This window comes from Streptomyces sp. H27-H1 (genome assembly GCF_026627445.1).
GTDB lineage: Bacteria > Actinomycetota > Actinomycetes > Streptomycetales > Streptomycetaceae > Streptomyces.
The window spans coordinates 113,731-138,071 of sequence record NZ_JAPNLJ010000018.1 but is presented as its reverse complement, the minus strand read 5'-3'; the positions used below and the strand labels follow the sequence as shown (position 1 = coordinate 138,071).

The 24,341-nt window shown below is 71.8% G+C and carries 19 protein-coding genes and 1 pseudogene; 9 read left to right on the top strand and 11 right to left on the bottom strand.

The genetic code is table 11. From position 1 onward, the window contains the following. Window positions 1-69 precede the first annotated feature (69 nt). Window positions 70-1,118, top strand: a pseudogene (locus OTB20_RS21320) (LLM class flavin-dependent oxidoreductase). 10 nt (window positions 1,119-1,128) lie between these two features. Then, window positions 1,129-3,528, top strand: coding sequence for an excinuclease ABC subunit UvrA (locus tag OTB20_RS21315; protein WP_267819721.1), 2,400 nt, complete (start codon window positions 1,129-1,131; stop codon window positions 3,526-3,528). A gap of 23 nt (window positions 3,529-3,551) precedes the next feature. On the opposite strand, the gene OTB20_RS21310 is transcribed toward OTB20_RS21315, so the two are convergent. From OTB20_RS21310 to OTB20_RS21290, 5 genes are all read right to left on the bottom strand, one after another. Further along, window positions 3,552-3,923 carry a cupin domain-containing protein gene (locus tag OTB20_RS21310; RefSeq protein WP_267758080.1) on the bottom strand — a complete coding sequence of 124 codons (372 nt, stop codon included), beginning with the start codon at window positions 3,921-3,923 and terminating at the stop codon, window positions 3,552-3,554. A gap of 89 nt (window positions 3,924-4,012) precedes the next feature. Continuing rightward, the gene (locus OTB20_RS21305; RefSeq protein ID WP_267819719.1) at window positions 4,013-4,660 is read right to left on the bottom strand and encodes a hypothetical protein; all 648 of its coding nucleotides are present in this window, start codon (window positions 4,658-4,660) and stop codon (window positions 4,013-4,015) included. 124 nt (window positions 4,661-4,784) lie between these two features. Continuing rightward, window positions 4,785-5,531, bottom strand: coding sequence for a succinate dehydrogenase/fumarate reductase iron-sulfur subunit (locus OTB20_RS21300; protein WP_267819717.1), 747 nt, complete (start codon window positions 5,529-5,531; stop codon window positions 4,785-4,787). Further along, window positions 5,528-7,492: a fumarate reductase/succinate dehydrogenase flavoprotein subunit gene (locus tag OTB20_RS21295; RefSeq protein WP_267819741.1), complete on the bottom strand. Its 1,965-nt coding sequence runs from the start codon at window positions 7,490-7,492 to the stop codon at window positions 5,528-5,530. The genes OTB20_RS21300 and OTB20_RS21295 overlap by 4 nt, the downstream gene beginning before the upstream one ends. A gap of 26 nt (window positions 7,493-7,518) precedes the next feature. Further along, complete coding sequence (locus OTB20_RS21290; RefSeq protein ID WP_267819715.1) at window positions 7,519-8,223, bottom strand: succinate dehydrogenase cytochrome b subunit; 705 nt, start codon at window positions 8,221-8,223, stop codon at window positions 7,519-7,521. A 282-nt stretch (window positions 8,224-8,505) separates the two neighbouring features. Here OTB20_RS21290 and OTB20_RS21285 point away from each other — a divergent pair, with 282 nt between their 5' ends. Further along, window positions 8,506-9,384 (top strand): LysR family transcriptional regulator, encoded by an 879-nt coding sequence (locus OTB20_RS21285; RefSeq protein WP_267819713.1) that lies wholly within the window; start codon window positions 8,506-8,508, stop codon window positions 9,382-9,384. Window positions 9,385-9,627: 243 nt separating this feature from the next. Here the strand turns inward: OTB20_RS21285 and OTB20_RS21280 are convergent, their stop codons facing one another. Next, on the bottom strand, window positions 9,628-10,272 hold the full coding sequence (locus tag OTB20_RS21280) for a TetR family transcriptional regulator (RefSeq protein WP_267819712.1): 645 nt from the start codon (window positions 10,270-10,272) through the stop codon (window positions 9,628-9,630). 122 nt (window positions 10,273-10,394) lie between these two features. On the opposite strand from OTB20_RS21280, the gene OTB20_RS21275 reads away from it, so the two are divergent. Next, on the top strand, window positions 10,395-11,525 hold the full coding sequence (locus OTB20_RS21275) for an FAD-dependent monooxygenase (protein ID WP_267819711.1): 1,131 nt from the start codon (window positions 10,395-10,397) through the stop codon (window positions 11,523-11,525). A 208-nt stretch (window positions 11,526-11,733) separates the two neighbouring features. Here the strand turns inward: OTB20_RS21275 and OTB20_RS21270 are convergent, their stop codons facing one another. Together OTB20_RS21270 and OTB20_RS21265 are read right to left on the bottom strand one after the other, a co-directional pair. Next, the gene (locus OTB20_RS21270; protein WP_420716450.1) at window positions 11,734-13,938 is read right to left on the bottom strand and encodes a putative bifunctional diguanylate cyclase/phosphodiesterase; all 2,205 of its coding nucleotides are present in this window, start codon (window positions 13,936-13,938) and stop codon (window positions 11,734-11,736) included. Next, window positions 13,935-14,765, bottom strand: coding sequence for an SAM-dependent methyltransferase (locus tag OTB20_RS21265; RefSeq protein ID WP_267819709.1), 831 nt, complete (start codon window positions 14,763-14,765; stop codon window positions 13,935-13,937). The genes OTB20_RS21270 and OTB20_RS21265 overlap by 4 nt, the downstream gene beginning before the upstream one ends. 853 nt (window positions 14,766-15,618) lie before the next feature. On the opposite strand from OTB20_RS21265, the gene OTB20_RS21260 reads away from it, so the two are divergent. The 3 genes from OTB20_RS21260 (at window position 15,619) to OTB20_RS21250 (ending at window position 17,500) form a co-directional block, all read left to right on the top strand. Continuing rightward, the gene (locus OTB20_RS21260) at window positions 15,619-15,846 is read left to right on the top strand and encodes a hypothetical protein (protein WP_267819707.1); all 228 of its coding nucleotides are present in this window, start codon (window positions 15,619-15,621) and stop codon (window positions 15,844-15,846) included. Window positions 15,847-15,886: 40 nt separating this feature from the next. Beyond that, window positions 15,887-16,657, top strand: a complete 771-nt coding sequence (locus tag OTB20_RS21255; protein ID WP_267819705.1) for a DUF4239 domain-containing protein — start codon at window positions 15,887-15,889, stop codon at window positions 16,655-16,657. Window positions 16,658-16,879: 222 nt separating this feature from the next. Further along, window positions 16,880-17,500, top strand: a complete 621-nt coding sequence (locus OTB20_RS21250; protein WP_267819704.1) for a hypothetical protein — start codon at window positions 16,880-16,882, stop codon at window positions 17,498-17,500. 135 nt (window positions 17,501-17,635) lie between these two features. On the opposite strand, the gene OTB20_RS21245 is transcribed toward OTB20_RS21250, so the two are convergent. Continuing rightward, window positions 17,636-18,151: a hypothetical protein gene (locus OTB20_RS21245; protein ID WP_267756990.1), complete on the bottom strand. Its 516-nt coding sequence runs from the start codon at window positions 18,149-18,151 to the stop codon at window positions 17,636-17,638. Between the two features lie 353 nt (window positions 18,152-18,504). On the opposite strand from OTB20_RS21245, the gene OTB20_RS21240 reads away from it, so the two are divergent. Continuing rightward, window positions 18,505-19,194, top strand: a complete 690-nt coding sequence (locus OTB20_RS21240; RefSeq protein ID WP_267819702.1) for a class F sortase — start codon at window positions 18,505-18,507, stop codon at window positions 19,192-19,194. Window positions 19,195-19,243: 49 nt separating this feature from the next. Here OTB20_RS21240 and OTB20_RS21235 read toward each other — a convergent pair whose 3' ends face one another. Next, complete coding sequence (locus OTB20_RS21235) at window positions 19,244-20,152, bottom strand: polysaccharide deacetylase family protein (RefSeq protein ID WP_267819700.1); 909 nt, start codon at window positions 20,150-20,152, stop codon at window positions 19,244-19,246. Between the two features lie 127 nt (window positions 20,153-20,279). Continuing rightward, on the bottom strand, window positions 20,280-23,594 hold the full coding sequence (lysX, locus tag OTB20_RS21230) for a bifunctional lysylphosphatidylglycerol synthetase/lysine--tRNA ligase LysX (protein WP_267819698.1): 3,315 nt from the start codon (window positions 23,592-23,594) through the stop codon (window positions 20,280-20,282). 60 nt (window positions 23,595-23,654) lie between these two features. Between lysX and OTB20_RS21225 the strand changes: the two genes are divergently transcribed. After that, window positions 23,655-24,116: a universal stress protein gene (locus OTB20_RS21225; protein ID WP_267819696.1), complete on the top strand. Its 462-nt coding sequence runs from the start codon at window positions 23,655-23,657 to the stop codon at window positions 24,114-24,116. Window positions 24,117-24,341: the final 225 nt, after the last annotated feature.

The window sequence follows — 24,341 nt, the reverse complement described above, 5'->3', positions numbered from 1 at the left end:
CGACCGCTCCACGGCCTGCCCCGCGGTCCGCCCCGGGAATCCTGACGCCCTCCGCGCGTTGACCAAAGTGTGATCCGCACACTCTCGATACTCGACCGGTCCCGCACCCGCGAAGGGCGCCCCGCCGCGCAGGCCCTGCGGGACACCGTGGAGCTCGCCCGCGCCGCCGAGCGGCTCGGATACCGCAGGTTCTGGGTCTCCGAGCACCACAGCGTGCCCGGGGTCGCAGGATCCGCGCCCACCGTGCTCGCCGCCGCCGTGGCCGGAGCGACCGGCCGGATCCGTGTCGGCACCGGCGGCGTGATGCTGCCCAACCACCAGCCGCTGGTCGTCGCGGAACAGTTCGGGGTCCTGGAATCCCTCTTCCCCGGCCGGATCGACATGGGGCTCGGCCGTTCGGTCGGCTTCACCGGCGGGATCCGCCGCGCGCTCGGACGGGACACCGCCGACGCCGACCGGTTCGAGGAGCAGCTCGCGGAGCTGCTGGCTGGTTCGACGGCTCCCAGCGGGCGCACCCCGAGGTGCACGCCCGTCCTGCGGAGGGCTTGCGGATCCCCGCGTACGTGCTGGCCACCGGCGAGGGGGCGGCCATCGCGGCCCGCGCCGGGCTGCCCCTGGTCGTCGGGGACCTGCGGACCCGGGACCGGGTCCGGGAGATCATCACGGCGTACCGCCAGGAGTTCCGGCCCTCCCCCTGGGGGGCGCGGCCGTACGTCATCGCCTCCGGGACGGTCGCGGTGGCCGCCACCGCCGAGGCGGCCCGACGGATCCTGGTGCCGGAGGCCTGGGCGGTCGCCCACTCCCGCACCCGGGGCAGCTTCCCGCCGCTCCGCCCGGCCGAGGAGGTCGAGGCCCTCGCCATGAGCCCCAAGGAGCGGGAGCTGTACGAGGGCGCACTCGCCGGGCACATCCACGGCACACAGGAGCAGGTCGCGGCGGAGCTGGCCGAGGTCGCGGAGCTGACCGGGGCGGACGAGCTGCTGGTCACCACGTCCACGTACGACCGGACGGCGCTGCTGGACTCCTTCGCCCGGCTCGCCCGGCTAGCCGGCCTCGCGGAGGGCTCGGGCCCCGGGCCTGCCGACCTCGTGGGGCAGTCCGTCCGTTCCGGATACTAAAGTAGGACGAATGCACCAGCCCGCAGTCCCGCACGCCCACGATCCCTACGTTCGCGTCCGCGGCGCCCGGGAGCACAACCTGCGCGGGGTCGACGTGGACATTCCGCGGGACGCGCTGACCGTGTTCACCGGCGTCTCCGGCTCCGGGAAGAGCTCGCTGGCCTTCGGCACGCTCTTCGCCGAGGCCCAGCGGCGGTACTTCGAGTCCGTGGCACCGTACGCCCGCCGCCTGATCCACCAGATCGGCGTGCCGAAGGTCGACTCCGTCACCGGGCTCCCGCCGGCCGTATCGCTGGAGCAACGGCGCTCCTCCCCCGGCTCGCGGTCCTCGGTCGGGACGGTGACCATGCTGTCCAACTCGCTACGGATGCTGTACTCGCGGGCGGGCTCCTACCCGCCGGGCGCCGAACGCCTGGACTCCGACGCCTTCTCCCCCAACACCGCGGCCGGGGCCTGCCCTTCCTGTCACGGCCTGGGACGCGTGCACCGAACGAGCGAGGAACTGCTGGTGCCCGAGCCGGGCCTGTCGATCCGTCAGGGTGCCATCGCGGCCTGGCCCGGCGCCTGGCAGGGCAAGAACCTGCGCGACATCCTGGAGGCACTCGGCCACGACGTGGACGCGCCCTGGCGGGAGCTTCCCGCGGCGGACCGGGAGTGGATCCTGTTCACCGAGGAGCAGCCGGTGGTGACGGTGCATCCGGTGCGGGACGCCGGCCGGATCCAACGGCCCTACCAGGGCACGTACATGAGCGCCCGCCGGTACGTGATGCGGACCTTCTCGGACAGCAAGAGCACCACCCTGCGGGCCCGCGCGGAGAAGTTCCTCGCGGATTCGCCGTGCCCGGTGTGCGAGGGCAGGCGGCTGCGTCCCGAGGCGCTGGCCGTGACCTTCGCGGGCCGTACGATCGCGGAGCTGGCGGCGCTGGCGCTGACAGAACTGGACGGGGTACTGGCCGGCGCCCACGGCGGCGGTGAGGCGGCCCGGGTGCTGACGGAGGACCTGCGCTCCCGGATCGGCCCGGTCACCGAACTGGGTCTGGGCTATCTGAGTCTGGACCGCGGAGCCCCGACCCTGTCGGCGGGCGAGCTGCAACGGCTGCGGCTGGCGACGCAGTTGCGTTCGGGGCTGTTCGGGGTGGTGTACGTACTGGACGAGCCGTCGGCGGGGCTGCACCCGGTCGATACGCAGGCACTCCTCGGCGTCCTGGACCGGCTCAAGGAAGCCGGGAACACGGTGTTCGTGGTGGAGCACGATCTCGACGTGGTACGGCACGCGGACTGGCTGGTGGAGGTCGGTCCGCTGGCCGGGGAGCACGGCGGACGGGTGCTGCACAGCGGGCCGCCGGAAGGCCTGGCCGCGGTGGCGGATTCGGCGACGGCCCCGCACCTGTTCGGGACGCGGGGGCCGGACGAGTGGAGCTCGCGGGCCGTGCGGAAGGCGACCGGGTCCGTGCGGCTCAGCGGTGTCGACCGGCACAACCTGCGGGACGTGGCGGCGGAGTTCCCGCTCGGGGTGTTCACGGCCGTGACCGGGGTCTCGGGGTCCGGAAAGTCCACACTGGTGGGCCAGGCGCTCGCGCGGGAGGTCCACGAACGGCTGGCGGACCCGGAGTTCCAGGTACGGCGGCTCGTCGAGGTGGACCAGAAGCCGATCGGCCGGACCCCGCGCTCCAACCTGGCCACCTACACGGGCTTGTTCGACGTGGTGCGCCGGCTGTTCACGGCGGCGCCGGAGTCGAGGGCGCGGGGCTGGAAGGCGGGCCGCTTCTCCTTCAACGTGCCGGGCGGGCGGTGCGAGTCCTGCCAGGGCGAGGGCTTCGTCTCGGTGGAGCTGCTGTTCCTGCCCAGTACGTACGCCCCCTGCCCCCAGTGCGCGGGTGCCCGGTACAACTCCGAGACCCTGGAGGTCCGTTACTCAGGACTGAACATCGCGGAGGTACTGGCCCTGACGGTGGAGTCGGCGGGGGCCTTCTTCGCCGGGGTCCCGGCGGCAGCCCGCAGCCTCGGAGCGCTGGCGGACATCGGCCTGGGGTACTTGCGGCTCGGGCAGCCCGCCACGGAGCTGTCGGGCGGCGAGGCGCAGCGCATCAAGCTGGCCACGGAGCTCCAGCGAACGCGCCGCGACCACACCCTGTACCTGTTGGACGAGCCGACGACGGGACTCCATCCCGCCGATGTCACGGTACTGCTGCGGCAGTTGCACGGTCTGGTGGACGCCGGACATTCGGTGGTGGTCGTGGAGCACGACATGGCGGTGGTGGCGGGCGCCGACTGGGTCATCGACCTGGGGCCGGGGGGCGGCGGGGACGGCGGCCGAGTGGTGGCCGCGGGCACCCCGGCCGAGGTGGCCCGCGCCGCGGGCAGCCGTACGGCGGCCTATCTGGCGCGGGCCCTCACGGCGGGCCGGTAGTCACACGGCCGGGCTGGGCGCGCTCACGCGTCGGCGGCCTTGGCGAAGTCTCCGTAGCCCTGCCAGTCCAGGACGACGCACGGCTCTTCGCCGAGCACCCAGGCGTCGTGGCCGGGGTCGATCTGGATGAAGTCCCCGGGCTGCGCCTCGATGCTGTCGCCGTCGTCCATGACGACCTTCATCCGGCCGCTGACGATGTAACCCACATGGGCGGCCTCACAACTGTCTGTTCCCGCAATGGGCTTGATGTGCTGCGACCACTGCCATCCGGGTTCGAACACGGCCCTGCCGACCGGACCGCTATCGGTGTTGAGCAGATCGAGCCTGCCCTTGCCGTCCTCGAACCTGCGTGTCTCGTCAGCGGAATCGAAGCCTCTTCGCACGATTCCAGTCATGATCGTTAACCTCCCGGCACACAGCTGCCCCGAGTCCACTTCTCAGAGTACGCCCGTACCGCACGGTACTCACGGCGGCCCGACACCCTCTATGCGTCACCTTGGAGCAGGTGCTGCGGAAGCTCGCGGAAGCTCCACGCGCCCTGTCTGCGGGTGAACATCCACACCAGGTCGTAGCGGTCGGGCCAGGCGGCCGGCAGGCCCAGTACGTCCTGCGCGCCGAGGCCCCTGATCAGGCGGGGCATCCCCTGGTGCTCCCAGCAGACCAGTACCGGCATCCGCGCGGCCAGCACCGACCGGGCCAGAGCGGGCTCGGCTCCGACGGCGAACTCCGCGCGGACGGGAGTGCCCAAGGCGGTGGCGAGCGCCTCGACGGTCTGGCGGCACCGCGCGGGCGCCCCCGCCTTGCCGCCGGCCGCGAAAACGGCCCCGGGCCGGGGCAGGGTGGCGCCCCGGGCGGGCGGGAAGAGGGCCGGCAGCTCCTGGGCGCGTCGGCGGCCCCGGACGGCGAGGAAGCCGGGGTGCTCGTTGCCCTCGTCGTCCTCGCCGGTGTCCCCGGCGTACGGCTTCTCCGCGTGCCGGATGAGCATGACCAGCGCGTCCTTGGCGGCCTCGGGGCCGGGGTGCGGGGTCCGGGGGCGTTCCTCCCCGGCGCAGCCGGCCGCCGCCAGCGGGGCGAGGGCGGCGGCCAGCACGGTGCGGCGGCGCGGGCCGGTTCCGGTGGGGGGTCGGGGCATGGGCCCACTGTCACCCATGCCCGGGAGGGCGGCCGGCCACGGCGCGGCGGAGGCCGCTGCGATCATCCGATCGGCGGACGCGTCGTGGCCGTGCCCGGCGGGCCGGGCCTGTGAGACCGACAGGTCAGCGGGGGCCTCGGCGGACCGCCCGCAGCCACTCCTTGTTCATCGCGGCGATCGAAGGAAGCGGGATGCCCTTGGGGCAGGCCGTGGCGCACTCGCCGGTCAGGGTGCACCCACCGAAGCCCTCGGCGTCCATCGTGGCCACCATGTCCAGGACCCTGGTCTCACGCTCCGGCGAACCCTGCGGGAGCACGTTCAGGTGGTTGATCTTGGCGGAGGTGAAGAGCATCGCCGAACCGTTGGGGCAGGCCGCCACGCACGCTCCGCAGCCGATGCACTCCGCGTGCTCGAAGGCGAAGTCGGCGTCGGGCTTGGGGACGGCCGTGGCGTGCGCTTCGGGGGCGGAGCCGGTCGGGGCGGTGATGTAGCCGCCTGACTGGATGACCCGGTCGAGGGCCCCGCGGTCGACGACGAGGTCCTTGACGACGGGGAAGGCCGAGGCCCGCCAGGGTTCGACGTCGATGGTGTCGCCGTCGGAGAAGGAGCGCATGTGGAGCTGGCAGGTCGTGGTGCGCTCGGGCCCGTGGGCGTCGCCGTTGATGACGAGGCTGCACGCGCCGCAGATGCCCTCGCGGCAGTCGTGGTCGAAGGCGACCGGGTCCTCTCCGCTCAGGATGAGGTCCTCGTTGAGGGCGTCGAGCATCTCGAGGAAGGACATGCCCTCCGAGATGCCGTCGACCTCGTACGAGGCCATCGCGCCGGGGACGGCGGCGTTCTTCTGGCGCCAGACGCGCAGGGTGAGCTTCATGCGTAGCTCCGCTGGGTGGGGTGGACGTACTCGAAGACGAGGTCTTCCTTGTGCAGGACGGGCGCGGCGCCGGTTCCGGTGTACTGCCAGGCTGCCGCGTACCCGAACTCCTCGTCGCGGCGGGCGGCTTCGCCGTCCGGGGTCTGGGACTCCTCACGGAAGTGGCCGCCGCAGGATTCGGCTCGGTGGAGTGCGTCGAGGCACATCAGCTCGGCGAGCTCCAGGTAGTCGACGATGCGGTTGGCCTTCTCCAGCGACTGGTTGAACTCCTCGCCGCTGCCCGGGACCTTGATCCGCCGCCAGAACTCCTCGCGGATCTCGGGGATCCGGGCGAGGGCCTTGCGCAGGCCCTCCTCGGTCCGGGCCATCCCGCAGTACTCCCACATCAGTTCACCGATCTCGCGGTGGAAGGAGTCCGGGGTGCGGTCCCCGTCGACGGCGAGCAGCTTGGCGAGGCAGTCGCGGGTCTCGCGGACGGTTGCCGCGACCTCGGGGTGGGTGTCGTCGACGGGGCCGATGTCGTCCATGGTGTGGCGGCGGGCCAGGTAGTCGTTGATGGTCGCGGGCAGCACGAAGTAGCCGTCGCCGAGGCCCTGCATGAGGGCGGAGGCGCCGAGGCGGTTGGCACCGTGGTCGGAGAAGTTGGCCTCGCCGATCGCGAACAGGCCGGGGACGGTGGTCTGGAGGTCGTAGTCCACCCACAGGCCGCCCATCGTGTAGTGCACGGCGGGATAGATCCGCATGGGCACCTCGTACGGGTCCTCCGCGGTGATCCGCGCGTACATGTCGAAGAGGTTGCCGTACTTCTCGGCGACCTTCTCCTTGCCCATGCGGCGGATCGCCTCGGCGAAGTCCAGGTAGACGCCCTGGCCGCCGGGGCCGACGCCGCGGCCCTCGTCGCAGACGTTCTTGGCCGCGCGGGAGGCGATGTCGCGGGGCACGAGGTTGCCGAAGGAGGGGTAGATCCGCTCCAGGTAGTAGTCGCGCTCCGCCTCGGGGATGTCGGCGGCGGGGCGGGTGTCGCCCTTGGCCTTGGGGACCCAGATGCGGCCGTCGTTGCGCAGGGACTCGCTCATCAGGGTGAGCTTGGACTGGTGGTCGCCGGTGCGCGGGATGCAGGTGGGGTGGATCTGGGTGAAGCAGGGATTGGCGAAGTAGGCGCCGCGCCGGTGCGCCCGCCAGACGGCGGTCGCGTTGGAGTTCATGGCGTTGGTGGAGAGGTAGAAGACGTTGCCGTATCCGCCGCTGGCGAGGACCACGGCGTCCGCGTAATAGGTGTCGATCTTGCCGGTGACCAGGTCCCGGGCGACGATGCCGCGGGCCACTCCGTCGACGGTGATCAGGTCGAGCATCTCGGTGCGGGCGTGCATCTCCACGTTGCCGGCGGCGATCTGCCGCGCGAGCGCCTGGTAGGCGCCGAGCAGCAGCTGCTGTCCGGTCTGGCCGCGGGCGTAGAAGGTGCGGGAGACCTGGACTCCGCCGAAGGAGCGGGTGTCGAGGAGGCCGCCGTACTCGCGGGCGAAGGGAACGCCCTGGGCCACGCACTGGTCGATGATCTCCACGGAGATCTGCGCGAGGCGGTGGACGTTGGACTCGCGGGCGCGGAAGTCCCCGCCCTTGACGGTGTCGTAGAAGAGGCGGTGTACGGAGTCGCCGTCGTTGCGGTAGTTCTTGGCCGCGTTGATGCCGCCCTGGGCGGCGATGGAGTGGGCGCGCCGCGGGGAGTCGGAGAAGCAGAACTGGACGACGTGGTAGCCCTGTTCGGCGAGGGTGGCGCCGGCGGCTCCGCCGGCGAGGCCGGTACCGACGACGATGACGGTGTGACCCCGCCGGTTGGCCGGGTTGACCAGCTTCGCCTCGAAGCGGCGGCGGTCCCAGCGCTCCGCGATGGGGCCTTCGGGGGCCTTGGCGTCGGCGATCGGCGCCCCAGTGGTGTAGTCGGTGTACGCACTCGTGCTCATGCTCTCGCTCACGTTCTCGCTCACGGTCAGCTCACCACTCCGGTCATCACGGCGACGGGTACGGACACGAAGCCCGCGAAGAGGACGAGGGCGAGGGCGTTGGCCAGGAACTTCAGGGTCCGATCCCGCCGGGCGTTGCCCGCGCCGAGGGTCTGGGCGGCGCTCCAGAAGCCGTGGCGGACGTGCAGTGCGAGGGCGGCCATCGCCACGAGGTAGATGGTGTTGCCGTACCAGGTGGAGAAGGTGGCGAGGACGTTCTCGTACGGGTGCCCGGCCCAGGCCCGCTCGTTCACGGTGAGCGTGGTGAGGTCGAGCAGGTGCCAGACGATGAAGAGGGCGAGGATGGTGCCGCCCCAGCGCATGGTGCGCGTGGCGTAGCTCGCGCGGCGGCGCTTGTGGGCGTACCGCACCGGGCGCGCCCTGATGTCGCGGCGGCTGAGCTGGTACGCGCAGACCCCGTGCGCGACGACGGCCGCGAGCAGGGCCACGCGCACGATCCACAGGGCCCACTCGTGGTGCAGGAAGGGCGAGCCGAGGGTGCGGAGCCAGTGCGCGTAGCCGTTGAACTCGTCCGCCCCGAAGAAGATCTTGAGGTTGCCGAGCATGTGCACGACGAGGTAGCCGAGCATGATCAGGCCGGAGACGGCCATCACGGACTTCTTGCCGAGGGAGGAGTCCCAGAGTGTGCGCGTGGTGGACGGCCGTCGACCCGTCCGCGTTGCCAAAGCCATGACATTGACCGTAAGGACTAAGGTCCCGAAAGGTCCAAGACATGAGAGAGCTGAAGTCAATAGGTTCAGCCTATGGAGAAGCTGGTGCTGTGACCGGGAAGGTTCACCGCCTCGCGGCGCCCGGCACGGCACCTCTCCCCCAGCTACCGCGGGGAGGTGCCCCCTGCGTTGTCGGACCACGCCGGTACGTCCAGTACGGGTCGCAGTCCTCCGCCTTGCGATGCACCGCACCAGACACCGCGACCCGGCAAACCTTTCCGGCCACAGCACTAGCCTGAGGCCATGCAGTTCCAGCAGCTGGTCTACTTCGTCGCCGTGGCCGAGACCCGGCACTTCACGCGCGCGGCCGAACGCGAGCACGTGGCCCAGCCCTCCCTGTCGCAACAGATCAAGGCGCTCGAACGGGAGCTGGGCGCCGAACTGTTCAGCCGGGCGCGCGGGAACATCACGCTCACCGATGCCGGCGAGACCCTGCTGCCGCTGGCCCGGCGGATCCTCGCGGACGCGGACACGGCACGGCTGGAGGTGCAGGAGCTGGCGCAGCTCCGGCGCGGCAGGATCCGGCTGGGGGCCACCCCCAGCCTGTGTACCGGCCTGCTGCCGGACGTGCTCCGCACGTTCCACACCTCCCATCCGGGGATCGAGCTGCTGATCGAGGAGAGCGGTTCGCTGGACCTCGTACGGGAACTCGCGCGCGGCTCCCTGGACCTCGCGCTGATCGCCCTGCCGCTGCCTCCCTCGGCTCCGGCACTGACCACGGTGGAGCTGCTGACCGAGGATCTGGTGGTGGTCTCCTCGGCCGCCCTCCCGCCCCCGGCGGGCGGCGGTGCGCTCACGGTGTCCGCGCTGCGCGACGAGCCGATGGTGATGTTCCGGCACGGCTACGACCTGCGGGACCTGACGGTGGCGGCCTGCCGGGCCGAGGGCTTCGAGCCGGTGTTCACGGTGGAGGGCGGCGAGATGGACGCCGTACTGGGCTTCGTCCGCGCGGGGCTCGGCATCGCGGTGGTCCCGGCGATGGTGGCCGGCCGCGCGAGCTCCGGCCTGCGCGCCACGCCACTGGCGGGCTCCCCGCTGCGCCGCACGATCGCCCTGGCCCACCGCACGGACGTGGCACCCCCACGCGCCGCCCGAGAACTCAAGCGCATCCTGCTGGGCTGAGCGCGTCTTCTCGTCTCCCCCCGCCTCAGTCCCCGTAGCCCCCTGCGGGCCCCTGCCCGGAGTCGGGGTGGGGGAACACCGGCGAGCCTGCCGCACACCATCCCGGCGGGGCTCTCGGTGACCGCCATGGTCCGCCAGCCGTCCGCCCCGGCACCGCCCCGCTCGGCAATCAGCACCAAGCCGGTGGGCGGGCCGAAGGGCGGCCCCCGCTTCTTCACCTTCCGGTTCGTTCTCGCCACGGCGTCAGGCCCGGCGTGCGGGCAGGGATCGGTCCAGGCCGCCCGACAGGAGGGCGAAGGCGCGCTCGGCGTCGGCCACGGCGGCCGGGTGGGCCTCGTCCGCGCTTCGGCCGGCGTCCATGCGGCGCCAGTTCTCCCTGCCGAGCTCCTGCCGGGCCGCCACCAGATACCCGGCCGCCAGCCGGGCGGTGAGCGGGTCGACCGCTTCGGCTTCCAGTACGGCGGCGAGCAGCTGCACCTCGCGGGCCGTGTAGTGAGCCATCCGGGACTCGAGGCTGGCCGTGCCGTAGAGCAGGCGTTGGAAGGCGAGCACGTTCGGGTGGTCGCAGAGTCCGGTGATCGGGTCGCGCTCGGCGAGCGCCGCCAGGAAGTGGGCGCGCACGGCCGCCACCGGGGTCTCCCCCACGGGCCGGTCGCGCACGAGGCGCGCGGCCTCGTCCTGATGGTCGGCGAAGCGGTCGAGGACCAGGTCCTCCTTGCTGGGGAAATACCGGAACAGCGTGGGCTTGGAGACCTCGGCGGCGGCCGCGACGTCGGCCACCGAGACCGCGTCGAAGCCGCGCTCCAGGAAGAGTTCCAGCGCGGTGGCCGCCAGCAGGCGGCGCGTCCGGAGCTTCTTGTTCTCGCGCAGACCCGACGTGTTTTCCATGCGCACAGAATAACACGAATGAGTGACCCAGTTAATTTTGTAACCGGGTTGCTTTTTTTCGTCTGGCGCGCTTTCCTTGAAACAACGACGCGACGAAGAGACGAAGGGACGAGGGGACACCGATGACCGACACGACGCGGGGGCAAGGGCAGGGCCCGGTGCAGGGACTGCCGAAGGCTCAGGGACCGCTGGACGTACTGGTCGTGGGCGCCGGTCCGACCGGGCTCACGCTGGCCTGCGACCTGGCCCGACGGGGCATCGCGGTGCGGATCCTGGAGAGCCGCTCGGCACCGCACCGCGAATCACGCGGCAAGGGGCTGCAACCCGACAGCATCGAGGTCTTCGAGGAACTCGGCGTGGCCGAGGCCATGAGGGCCAGAGGCAGCGAGGGCGTGGTGCTGCGCAAGTACTTCGACGGGGAGCACGTTAACGACACCGCCGTCGGCGGCAGCCTGCTCATAGGGCAGTGGCAGGTCGAGGAGGCGCTGCGCAACCGGCTGGCCGAGCTCGGCGTACAGGTCGAGTACGGGTCCCGGCTCGCGGAGATCACACAGGACGCGGCCGGCGTCCGCGCCGAGCTGGCGGACGGCACGGTGATCGCGGCCGGATATCTCGCAGGGTGCGACGGCGGGCACAGCGCCACCCGCGGCCTTCTCGGCATCCCCTTCGAGGGGAACGGGGAGGAGGAACCGGCGATGGTGCCAGGCGACGTCAGGGCACCGGGGCTCAGCCGCGAGTTCTGGCACCAGTGGTTCACCTCGGAAGGAGGCGGAATACTGCTCTGCCCCATGCCGGGGACGGACACCTTCCAGCTGCAGGCCGCGCCCGAGAGGGACGGAAAGGGCGGGACACTGCCGCCCTCCCTGGAGAGCTTCCAGCGGCTCTTCGACCGGCACGCCCGGATCCCGGGGATCCGGCTCGCGGAGCCCACCTGGCTCTCCGCCTGGCGGGTCAACGTCCGCATGGCCACCCGGATGCGCGAAGGGCGGGCCTTCCTCGCCGGGGACGCGGCGCACGTCCATCCCATAGCCGGCGGGCTCGGTATGAACACCGGCGTCCAGGACGCCGCCGCACTCGGCCGGACGCTCTCCTCCGCGCTCTGCGGGGCCGCCGGGGAAGGAGCCCTCGACGCCTACCAGTCCGAGCGGCTTCCGGTGGCCGCCGAAGTCCTGGCCGACACGGCCCGGCGCTACGAGCGGGTGCTGGCGGCCGTCCGCGAGCCGGGCCGTGGGACGGAGGCGGGCCTCGAATGACCCCGGCCGGCGGTCGGGCGGGTACGGTCCGGACCGCACCGGCCAGGCCCCGCCGACCTGGATCCGGGCAGCCGGCCCGGACTCAGGAGGTGGGGACCGCGTCCGACAGGGACAGGTTGTGGATGCGGTCGGCGGCACCGGGGCGGGCGTAGTACCAGCCCGCACCGGCCCGGCCCCGCCGACCTGGATCCGGGCAGCCGGCCCGGACTCAGGAGGTGGGGACCGCGTCCGACAGGGACAGGTTGTGGATGCGGTCGGCGGCACCGGGGCGGGCGTAGTACCAGCCCTGGGCCGTATCGCAGCCGAGAGCTCGGAGCTGGGCGGCCTGGGCGCCGGTCTCCACACCCTCCACGGTGACGGCGAGTTCAAGGCTGTGGGCCAGGGCGACGATGCCCTCCACGATCTTGACGTCGACCGGGTTGGCCGGGTGCTGCTGCATGCCCTTGGTGAAGGACCGGTCCAGCTTCAGGACACTGACGGGCAGGCGGCGCAGGTTGGCCAGGTTCGAGTAGCCGGTGCCGAAGTCGTCGAGGGCAATGTCCACGCCCAGGGCGGCGAGCCGGCGCAACGGTTCGAGGAGTTCGTCGTCGGCGCCGATCAGGGCCGACTCGGTCACCTCCAGGCACAGTGCGCCCGGAGACAGGCCCGAGGACTCCAGGACGCGGATCGTGTCGGCGACCAGACCGGGGTGGTGCAGCTGGGTCGGCGACAGGTTGACGTTGATCCGCAGGGTGGCGCCGCCCTTTTGGTGCTGCCAGGCGCGGGCCTGGCGGACGGACTCCTCCAGGACCCAGTGGCCGAGCGGCACGATCAGCCCGGTGCGTTCGGCAAGCGGAATGAACCGGTCGGGACCGAGTACACCGTGCTGCGGGTGCGACCAGCGCACCAGCGCCTCGGCGCCGTGCACGCTGCCGTCGTGCATGTGGACCAGCGGCTGGTACTCGATGAAGAACTCGCCGCGTTCCAGCGCCGCCGGGAGGGCGTTGGTCAGCCCGTGCCGGGTGATCGCTCGCGCGTCGGCCGCGGCGTCGGCGAACTCGAAGCGGTTGCCGCCGGCCGCCTTGGCCCGGTACATCGTGATGTCGGCGCTGCGCAGGACCTCCGCGGGGGTGCGCTCACGCGCGGGGCCCTCGACGATGCCGATGCTGCCCCGGACAGTCAGCTCACGGCCGTCCAGCCGGATCGGGACGGAGAGGGCGGAGAGGATCCGGACGGCGAGTTCGGTGGCCTTCTCCTCGGTGTCGGGGCCGGTGGTCAGCGCCACGAACTCGTCGCCGCCGAGCCGGGCGACCACCTCGCCCGGTCCGGTCGCGCAGCTCTGGAGCCGGTCGGCGACCTCGACCAGCAGCCGGTCGCCGGCAGAGTGGCCGAGGCTGTCGTTGACCGCCTTGAAACCGTCGAGATCCAGGTAGCAGAGGCCGAAGCGGGAGCCGCCGGCGCCGCTCAAGGCCTTCGCGAGGCGTTCGAAGAAGAGCGTCCGGTTGGGCAGGCCCGTCAGTGCGTCGTGGGTGGCTTCGTAGCGCAGGCGCAGGTTCAGCAGCCGGCGCTCGGTGGTGTCCTCCATCAGGGCCAGCTGGTACTGCGGCACGCCCCCGGCGTCACGCAGCAGCGAGACCGTCAGGTTGGTCCACAGCACGGTCCCGTCGTGCCGGTAGTACGGCTTCTCGACGCGGTAGCTCTCGCGTTCGCCGCGCACGAGCTCCCCGTACATCCGCCAGACGTGCGGGGTGTCGTCGGGGTGGCTCCATTCGCTGACGTTGCGGCCCCGGACGTGCCCGTCCATGCCGCCGAACATCTGGAGCAGCGCGTCGTTGATCTCCAGGACGTTGCCCTCCAGGTCGGCGATGCCGATCCCGATGGCCGCCCCCTCGAAGACCGCCCGGAAGCGTTCCTCGCTCGCGTGCAGCGCCTGCTGGGCGTCTATACGGGCGGTCAGAGCGGAGCGGGCGATGGCCTCCTGCTCCTTGAGGGTGCGCTCGCGCAGTGCGCGGGCGAATCCGGCGGCGATGCCGTGCTGGAGGCGGGCGCAGCGGGACCGGTACTCCTCGGTTCCCTCGACGCTCTCGGCGTCGGGGCCGCCCGGACCGCAGTACAGCACCAGGTACGACTCGACGACGCCCAGCGTGCCGGCCAGTGCCTCCGGGTCGGTGCAGTGGACCGCCACGAGTTCCTGCCCGACCCGCTGGCCGGCGGAGGAGTCGAAGGGCCGGGCGCGCAGGGCGTCGACGAGGGTGCGGGTGAGCGGCACGAGGTGGCGTTCGAACTCGGCGCGGGTGAGCGAGGTCGCGGTGACCGGGAAGATCGCTCTCCCCCAGATGGTCGCGAACCGTCCGATCCGGTCTTCCAGACCGCCGTGCGGCGCGGCCGTGTCGCCCGCGACCGTCTCGCCCGCCGTCTGCGCGGGCAGTCTCACGCCTTGCGTCCCACGCCGGCGAAGCCCGAGAAGGCGTACGGGTCCTCGCCCGGGGCATCGCCCTCCGGCCCACCGGTGGTGTCGGGCCGCCAGTCGGGCATCGACACCAGCCCCGGCTCGATCAGGCCGAAGCCGTCGAAGAAGCGCCGGATCTGCTCCGCGTCCCGCATGACGAGCGGGTTGCGGATGTCCCGGTAGACGCCGACGGCGCCGCCGGCGACCTCCTCCGAGATCGGGATCCCCCCGTACGAGGCGTGCGTGAGGATCAGCAGGCTGCCGGGGGCCAGCGCGTCGCGCAGCTGGGCGACGGCGGTGTAGGGATCGTCCGCGTCCTCCATGAAGTGCAGGACGGCGACCAGCATCAGGGCGACCGGACGGCTCAGATCGAGGACCTGCCCGATCTCGGGCGCGGACAGGATGTCCTGGGGCTTGCGCAGGTCGGCGGCGACGACCCCGGTCCGGACGGTGCCGGCCAGGACGGCCTGGCTGTGGGCGACGGCCACCGGGTCGTGGTCGACGTAGACCACGCGCGCCTCGGGGCTGGCGGCCTGGGCGACCTCGTGGACGTTGCCGAAGGTGGGGATGCCGGAGCCGATGTCGAGGAACTGCGTCACGCCCTCGGAGACGGCGTAGCGGACGGCACGGCGCATGAATGCCCGGTTGGCCTGCATGATCTTGGGCAAGCCCGGCAGGAATTCCATGGCCCGACGGGCCGCCTGCCTGTCGACCTCGAAATTGTGGGAGCCGCCCAGGTAGTAATCGTAGATGCGGGACACGCTCGGCACCGATATGTCGATGCCTGGCGGGGCCCAGGAGGGGCGCTCCATCGGGGTCTCCAAACCTTGATCCTGCAGCGGTCCGGACGGGTCGGACTCCTGTCCGAGCCGAATGTACTGATCATTGCCCAACGGAGCGAGCAAAAGCGGAAATTGGCGATCCGTTCTTCGTCACACGCCAAAGGCCGGGCGAGCTACGCCCTGACATTGACCGAAACCGACAAATACCTTTTAGGAAAAGGTCGGTGAGCGATCGGTCACGATCCAAAACTGGCTCAAACCTCTGTAGCCAAAGCCTCACCCGTTCAGGCGAACCGAGGTCAACCGTCCCTCGCGCGAGCGCGCGCGACCCCATGATCCCCGGGTGAAAAGAGCCTCTTCCAGGCGCCTGCTGGCAGTCCCGGTCCTCCTGTGGGCGGCGCTGTCCGCGACACCGGCCATGGCCGATAGCAGCGCATACGCGACGATCGACGCCGACGACGGGGCGGGCGCCGTCAGGGCGGCCGCGACCGCCTTCGGCGGTGCGGCCGGGGGCATCCGAGGTGGCGGACGTCACGGCGAACCGGGCCGCCCGGGCGACTACGGCAACCGGGGCAGCCAGGGCGATCGCGGCAACCACGGGGGACCGGGCGGGAACGGAATCCCCGGTCACGGCCACCATCACGGCCCAGGGGGCCACCACGGCGGAGGCCACCATGGGCATCCTCCCTGCCCGCCGCCGCCTCCCCCGCCGTGCCCGCCCAAGCCCACGCCCAAACCCCCTCCGCCGCCACCCCCGAAGCCGACGCCCACCCCGACGCCGCCGCCACCCCCGCCACCTCCCGCTCCGACGCCGGTGCCGAAGCCCCCCGAACCGGCACCGCCTCCCGTACGCCCGGCCCCCGCTCCCCCGGCCCCGAAGCCAGTGCCCAAGCCGGTGCCCGAGCCGGCCCCGAAACCCGCCCCGAAGCCACCCGCACCGCCGGCGCCGCCCGAGGTGATCACCGCGGCCGCGCCCAAGAAGCCGGTCGCGCGCCCCATGTACCACGCGGCGGTCCGCAAGCCGGTCGAGCACCACATCTCACCGGTGACCTTCACCTTGATGACCGCGATCCCCGCGGTGCTCGCGATCGTCGCGCTTCGCCCGCGCTAGAGCCCGCGCATTCCAACCCCGTAATCGATTGGGAGTCATCTTGTCGGAATGGCTCGTCCTGTCCCTGGCGATGGCCGCGGCGTGCGCCGTGGTGCTGTCCATCGCCTTCTTCAACCAGCGCCGGATCGGTGAGGACGACGATCCCAGTGAGACCCCGGACGTCATCGAGTACATGACGATGATGATCGGCGTGATCTACGCGATCGTGCTGGGCCTGGCGATCGCCGGCGTCTGGGAGGGCCGTGGGGCCGCCCAGGAGTACGTGCGCCAGGAATCGCAGGCCCTGCACGAGATCAGCGTCCGCTCCGAGGTCTATCCGGCCGACGTGCGCAAGAAGATCAGATCCGATGTGGACGCCTATGTGAGCTACGTCGTGGACACCGAATGGAAGGAGATGGCCGAGAACGGCGAGCTGACGGACCGCAGCGGGGAGCTGCTGGAACGCATCCGCCGCGATGTGACGGACTACGAACCGCGGACCGACCACGAGGGCCAGGCGTACCAGCCGCTCGTGGACCAGGTCGCCGTGGTCGACGACGCGCGCAACGCGCGCGGCCAGAGCGCCGGCGCCACCATGCCCGGGGTGGTCTGGTTCGGCCTGATCATCGGGGCCCTGGTGACCGTGGGGCTGATCTTCACCCTGCAGATCAGGCGCTCGTTCCGGGAACTGCTGCTGGCAGGGCTGTTCAGTGCGCTGATCGCGTTCCTGCTGTTCCTCATCTGGGACTTCGACGCGCCCTTCGGCCGGGGCATCGCCGCCACCGCCGAGCCGTTCTTCTCGCAGTTCCCGCATCTGGGCCGGGGCGACTGACCCCGCCCCGCTTCCCGTCGGGGCCCGGCCGCAATCCGTCGGGCCCCGGCAAACCGGGGGTGGGGCCCCGGTCCCCGGTTTGGCCTACCGCTATGCCCCATTCGCCCGTTCCTGATCGCGGGTCACCGCGCCCGGACCTAGCGTGGCGGACATCGAGGCGCACGACACCCCACGTGCGGAAACCGTTCCGCGGCTGCTCCTCGGGGATCCGGAGAATCAACCATGGGCGCGATACGCACCTCCCCCACAGCCCTGTTGGGCGCCGCCGCTGCGGGCGCCCTCCTCGTCTTCGGCGCGGTCGCCGCGCCCGCAGCGAGCGCGGCCGAAGCCGCGCCCATCACCTCGTTCGGTTTCGCCATCACCCCCTCGACGGTCGCCCCCGGCGGCCAAGTGGTGCTGTCCGTCACCGGCTGCAACGCCGCCTTCGCCACCGTCTCCTCCGGTGTCTTCGACACCGTGAGCATCGACCGGGGCAAGACCGCACGGGTCACCGTGGACCGGGACGCGCGGCGCGGAGCCCAGTACTCCGTCTCCTTCACCTGCGCGGGCGAGACCGGCTCGGCCGACCTCACCATCACGGGCGGCACCGGCAAGCCCACGACCAGCTCCACGGTCGGTTCCCGGACGAGCGCCGGCGTGGGAACCGGCAGGAGTACGGGGGCCAGCGCCGGCACCGGTACGGGTGCTTCGCGCAGCACCGTCCTCGGTGTCCGTGGCGGTCTCGGTGGCAGCGTGGCCGGGCTCGATCCCCTGGAACTGGGCGTCGGCGCGGGGCTCGTCCTCGGCGGGCTGGTCGGTCTCGGCTTCGCCCTGCGCCGCCGCGACATCCGCCGCATCCACTGAGCGCGTTCCGCCACCGGCCGCGTTCCGCCACAGGTCCGCCCCTGCTCGATCTCCCCGAACCGCCGGTCGCCCCGTGTCCTGGCCAGGACACGGGGCGACCGGCGGTTGTCCGGGCCGACCGGGGAGGTCGGCCGGTCAGGCCCGGCCGCTGATCGGGCGCCGACGACGCATCACGTGGGCACCGGCACCGAGGGCCGCGGCGCCGACGAGGCTCGCGCCGATGGCGGTCTCGGTGGCGGACGGACCCAGCGAGCCGCCGATGCCGCCCTGGGCGCCGCGGCCGTCGAGGATCGTGAAGCGGTGCGTGGCGACCAGACTGTTGTCGTGGCACTTGACCGACAGCGTCTGGTGCCCGGGCGAGGCGTGGTTGAAGATCCGGACGGTCGCGAAGCCGATGGAGCCGGCCGACAGGTTCGTCTGCGGAAAGTTGCCGTGCGAGAAGACGATGCCGCCGTGGCCGCAGCCGGCCGCGCTGACCTGCATCGTGGAGCCCTGGTGCACGGAGTACGGGTTGACCGTGACGTTGCTGGGCCCGCCGTTGCCGCCCGAGGGCGGGCCGCCCGCGGGGTTCGCGGAGGCGAATGGAGCACTGAGAGCGATGGCGGCGCAGGTGGCCGCCGCGGTCACGGTAAGAGCGCGGAAAGCACGCATGGTGGAACCTCCAGCGGGAAGCGCCCCGGGACCGGTGGCCCGGGCAGATCGACGAGAACGCCTCCCATCACGAACCCTCGGCCCGGTCCGCAACCAGCGCATTTCCACCTTTGGGCCGCAAGGTTGAGCGACACGCCGATGCGCGGAAGCGTTTGCTGACGGATCCGCAGGTCACGACCCGTCAGGCATTTATGTGACGATTACCTGGATGGGCGCACCCCTTCCGGCCCCACCACCCGTTCGCCCCTCCCCGATCGCCGTCCCACGCCCACCGCCTTAGCGTGCGTGAAGTAGGGCGTGAAGGGGTGGGACAGGAACGCGGGTCGGGACCCCCGCGTCGGGAAGGGAGAGCCATGACCGAGGACGAGAGTGAGAGGCCATCGAGGAGGCGCTCCCCCTGGGGTGCGATCGCGCTGGTCATGCTCACCGGCCTCGCCATGATGCGAAACGGAGCCGAGGCCGGCGGCGGACCCCCGCAGCCGGCCGCGGCGGCTGCGGTCGGCGCACCGGCCGGGGCCGCGATCGGGCCACAGGGCGACCAGGCTCCGGCCGAGCCGCCCACGCCGCCGCCGGACATGGAGGTGCTGGACCACTCGTCGGTGCAGCGCATCCGGATCCCGTCGATCAGCGTGGACGCACCGGTGATGACGGTCGGCCTCGACGCACAGGGCTGGATCGACGCGCCGCCCCCGCAGGACAAGAACCTGGCCGGCTGGTACCTCAACGGCATTTCGCCGGGCCAGCAGGGTTCTGCGGTGCTCGTGGGCCACGTGGACAACGCACAGGGCCCCGCGGTCTTCTACGGCCTGGGCTCGGTCCAGAAGGGCAGCCGCATCGAGGTGGCGCGCTACGACGGGCGCACGGCGGTGTTCGAGGTGTACGGAGTGGAGGTCTTCTCCAAGAGCACGTTCCCCGGAGCCCGGGTGTACGGGGACACCGGGCACCCGGAACTCCGGGTGATCACGTGCGGCGGCGGCTACTCGAAGGGGCGCGGCTACGACGGCAACGTCGTCGTGTTCGCGCGGATGGTGGAGGCCCGCTGACCGACCGGCAGGACGACGGACGGCGCCGCCGCTCCGAGGGTGCGGACCCTCAGCGCGGCGGCAGTTCCGGCAGCACCATCCGGAATCCCCGTCCGAGCAGTTGCGGCAGGTAGCTCGCCAGCGCCTGCACGCTCTGTGAGCGGTTGCCGCCCGCGTCGTGGTTCAGCACGATCACCCCGGGTGCGGCCCCCTTCAGTGCCCGCGACACGATCACGGAGGTGCCGGGCTCCGTCCAGTCCAGGGTGTCCACGGTCCAGGCGAGCGGCTCCATGCCGAGTTCCGCGCCGATCTCGAAGGCGGCCCGGTTCCATGCCCCGTAGGGCGCCCGGAACCACAACGGAGCCGTGCCTACGGCCTGTTGTACGACCTCGCTCGTGCGGCCGATCTCGGAGGCCAGGGCCGGCCGGCTCAGCTTGGTGATCAGCGGATGGGTCCAGGTGTGATTGCCGATGACGTGTCCCTCGGCCACCATCCTGCGCAGCAGGTCCTGGTTGTCCACCGCCATCTCCCCGCAGACGAAGAACATGGCCCGGACGCCGTAACGCGCGAGGGTGTCCAGGATGGCCGGGGTGTAGCGGGGGTCCGGGCCGTCGTCGAAGGTGAGGGTCATGGCGCTCGCCGTGCGCGCGTCGGCCGGCAGTTCCAGGATCGGCCGGGTCCGTACCGCGGGTCTCGCCACGGGCGCGCGCTCCGGGGTCCCCTCGGAGGTGATCGGCTGGAGCCGGTACGGAGATCCGCGCGGGAACTGCGGACGCCCGGCGGGTGCTCCGGTGAGGGGCCCGGGCCCTGCGGCTCCGCTCGCTCCGAGCCCGGCGCCGGGTCCTGCCGCGGCCCCGGCGCCGGGCGTCGGCGGATCGGCTTCGCCGCCCGTCAGCATCCCTGCGGCGGCTGCGACTCCGAGGAAGACGGCGGAGCGCAGGAGCACGCGTCGCCCTACTGTCGGCTCGTCATTTTTCATTACTACTACGTATCAACGACATCGCCGCAGATGTCGAGAGGCGCGGACGTGCCCCCTGCCGCTCACCCTCTCGGAGCAGTCCGGCCGGTCGCTCCCGCCGGTCTCCCCCGCCCGTCTGCCCCGCCCCTCAGCCGCGCCGCACCAGCGGGAACGGCAGCGTCTCCCGGATCGTCAGCCCCGTGAGGAACATGACGAGCCGGTCCACGCCGATGCCCAGCCCGCCGGTCGGCGGCATCGCGTACTCCAGCGCGTCCAGGAAGTCGTTGTCGATCTCCATCGCCTCCGGGTCGCCGCCCGCCGCCAGCAGGGACTGCGCGGTGAGCCGGCGCCGCTGCTCGACCGGGTCGGTCAGCTCCGAGTAGGCGGTGCCCAGTTCGGTGCCGAAGGCCACCAGGTCCCAGCGCTCCGCGAGCCGGGGGTCCTTGCGGTGCTGCCGGGTGAGCGGTGAGACGTCGGTCGGGAAGTCCTTGTAGAAGGTGGGCAGCTTGGTCCGCTCCTCCACCAGCCGCTCGTACATCTCCAGGACCACGTCGCCCCGCGTGTTGTCGGGCGTGTGCGGCACGGCCGCCCGGTCGCACAGCCGGCGCAGGACGTACTCCTCGGTGTCGGCGTCGACCTCTTCGCCCAGTGCCTCGCTGATCGCCCCGTACATCGTCTTGACCGGCCAGGGCCCGGAGATGTCGTGGACGACGAGCTTTCCGTCCGGTCCGGCCTTGTGTGCGACGGGCGATCCAAAGGCGGCCGTGGCGGCGCCCTGGATCAGCTCGCGGGTCAGGTCGAGCATGACGTCGTAGTCGGCGAACGCCTGGTAGGCCTCCAGCATCGTGAACTCGGGGTTGTGCTTGTAGGAGACTCCCTCGTTGCGGAAGGTGCGGCCCATCTCGAAGACCTTCTCCATGCCGCCCACGCACAGCCGCTTCAGGTACAGCTCGGGCGCGATGCGCAGGTAGAGGTCGAGGTCGTAGGCGTTGATGTGGGTGCGGAACGGCCGGGCGTTGGCCCCGCCGTGGATCTGCTGGAGCATCGGGGTCTCGACCTCCAGGTAGCCCCGGTCCAGCAGTCCCTGCCGCAGGGCCTGGACCGCGCTGGAGCGGGCGCGTACGACGTCGCGCGCCTCGGGGCTGGCGACCAGGTCGAGGTAGCGGCGCCGGACCCGGGCCTCCGGGTCTGCGAGGCCCTTGCGCTTGTCGGGCAGCGGGCGCAGGCACTTGCCGGTGAGCTGCCAGGAGTCGACGACCACCGACAGTTCGCCGCTCTTGCTCGCGCCGACCTCGCCGCTCGCGACGACGTGGTCGCCGAAGTCGACCTGGGAGGTGAAGGTGTCGAGCACGGCGGTGCCCGCCTCGTCGCGGGTGAACATCAGCTGGATGTCCCCCGACCAGTCCCGCAGGACGGCGAACACCACGCCGCCGAGGTCGCGTACGACCATCACGCGTCCGGCGACGGTGACCGGCGAGCCGGTACGGGCGCCGGGCGGATGGCCGGGGTGCGCGGCCTTCAGCTCGGCCACCGTGTGGGTGCGCTGCCGGATGCCTACGGGGTACGGATCGGTGCCGGCGGCCCGGATCCGCTCCAGCTTGTCGTGCCGGACCCGGACCTGTTCGGGCATCCGCTCGGTTCGCCCGTCGCCCCCCTCCTCCTCCCCCACGGATTCCAGCCCGAGGGATTCGATGGACGGCAGGCCCACGGTGGTGGCGGGGGCGGTGAGCCCGCGCGGATGGCCGTTGCCCCACAGGGTGCGCATGCTCGGCACGGAGACGAAGCCCTCGGCGATGCCGGAGGCGAGGCTGACCCGGGCGAGCGAGCCGGCGTCCTGGAAGCAGAGGAACCGCGGGTACCACTCGGGGCCGTACTTGACGTTCGAGCGGTACAGCGCCTCCAGCTGCCACCAGCGGGAGAAGAAGAGCAGCAGTTTGCGCCAGACCTTCAGGACGGGACCGGCGCCGATCCGGCCGCCCTCCTCGAAGGCGGAGCGGAAGACGGCGAAGTTCAGGGAGATCCGGCGCACGCCCAGGCCCGGGGCCGCGGCGCACAGCTCGGCGACCATGAACTCCATGACCCCGTTGGGGGCGGCCCGGTCCCGGCGCATCAGGTCGAGGGAGATGCCGTCCTTGCCCCAGGGCACGAAGGAGAGCAGGGCGGTCAGCTGGCCCTTGTCGTCGAAGGCCTCCACGAGCAGGCAGTCCCCGTCGGCCGAGTCCCCGAGCCGGTCGAGGGCCATGGAGAAGCCGCGTTCGGTCTCGGTGTCGCGCCATTTGTCGGCCCGGTCCACGATCATCTGCATCTCGTCCTCGGAGAGGGCGCAGTGGCGGCGGATGACAGTGCTCGCTCCGGTGCGCTTGACCCGGTTGACGGCCTGGCGAGTGACGCGCATATCGCGTCCGTCGAGGTCGAAGCGGGCCACCTGCAGGATGGCCTCGTCGCCGAGCTGGAGGGCGCCGAGCCCGGAGCGGGCGTACGCGGTCGCCCCGTCCTCGGAGGCGCCCATGACCGCGGGCTGCCAGCCGTAGCGGCGGGCGACGGCGAGCCAGGCGTCGATGGCGGGTGTCCACGCGGCCGGGTCGCCGACGGGGTCGCCGCTGCCGAGGCAGACACCGGCCTCGACCCGGTAGGTGACGGCGGCCTTGCCGTTCGGGGCGAACACGACGGCCTTGTCGCGCCGGGTGGCGAAGTAGCCGAGGGAGTCGCCCCGCCCGTAGGCGCCCAGCAGAGCCCGGATGCGGGGCTCTTCGTCCCCGTGCAGGGCGGCGGTCAGCCGCTGGGACCGGAAGAGGGTGGCGGCCGCGTTCAGCAGGGCGAGGGCGCCGAAGAGGCCGAGCAGGAAGTACAGGGGTCTGGGCGGGTGGCCGTCGAACTGGCGGGCCGAGAACAGCCCGCCGAAGACCTGCTTGGCGGCCCAGTCCAGCCATTGCCCCCTGGGCAGGTTCCCGGGGAACACCGCGACCAGCCCCCAGCCGAGGAAGACGGCTGCGAGCAGGCCGAGACCGAGCACGAGCATGGCCCGCCACAGGGCCCCGGGCCGGGAGGCGGCGTTGAACTCCTTGCGGGCGGCGATCAGGATCACGAGGGCGGCGACCGCGATGGCCATGGAGGAGAAGCCGACCCAGTACTCCTCGTCGGCGATGATCAGCACGTCGGTCAGGAGCAGCAGGGCCAAATAGGTGACGACGATCCACCAGGCGACCTTCTTGCGCATGCCGAGTGCCGCGGCGAGCAGGAAGAGGAAGACGGCGTAGGCGAGGTTGGCGCTGACCGGCACCACGATGGCGTCGAGGAAGCGCACGACGTGCCGCAGCAGTCTGCGCAGCGTCGGGGAGAGCGACAGCAGGGAGCAGAGCAGCCCGAGCGTTCCGAAGAACGCGCCGAAGGCGTCGGGCACCCGGTTCAGGAAGCGGCTGCGGCTGCCGCGCGTCCCGCGCGTCTCCTCCACGGTGGCACTCATGGTTCGCACTGTAGGGAGGGCCGCTCCGCTTCGCGCGGTGAGCGGGTTAGCCTCGGAAGGGTGACAGAGCAAGTGAGTACGGGATTCGAGCGCGGTACCGACGGCCCGAAGGTGATCCTCGCCGGGGTGGACGGGTCGGAGTCCTCGCTCCGTGCGGCCGCCTACGCGGCGGGGCTGGCCCGGCGGCAGAACGCGTTGCTGGCGCTGGTGTACGTCCAGCCGGTGATGCCGGCCGGGGCCTCGCTGGGCGCTCCGGTGTCCGGGACCACCGAGGAGATCGCGGAGGGGCTGGTGGCCGAGATCCGCGAGTCCGCGGAGCGGCTGAAGGGCGTATACGACGTCCGCTGGCAGTTCCACACCTTCCGCGGGGATCCTTACGCCGGGCTGGTGAGCGCGGCGCAGGAGCTGACGGCGGACGCGGTGGTGGTCGGAGCCTCGGAGCAGGCCGGACACCGGATCGTGGGCTCGGTGGCGGTCCGCCTGGTGAAGGCCGGGCGCTGGCCGGTCACCGTGGTTCCGTAGCGGTGGGCGGTGGGCTGCCACCGTTTCCCCGGGCATCACCCTGCCCGTGGCGGCTGTTTGCCCACGCAACCTGATCACCGTAGACGACGAGCTCGGTCCTGACGTATGTTCGGGCAGCTCGGGCCGCCCATGGGCCTGCCCGATTCCATGTCACACGTCGCGCATGTTCCCGTGGGGGGTACTCCGTCATGTCCTCGATCGCGCCCGGTCCGTCACCGTCGCCGT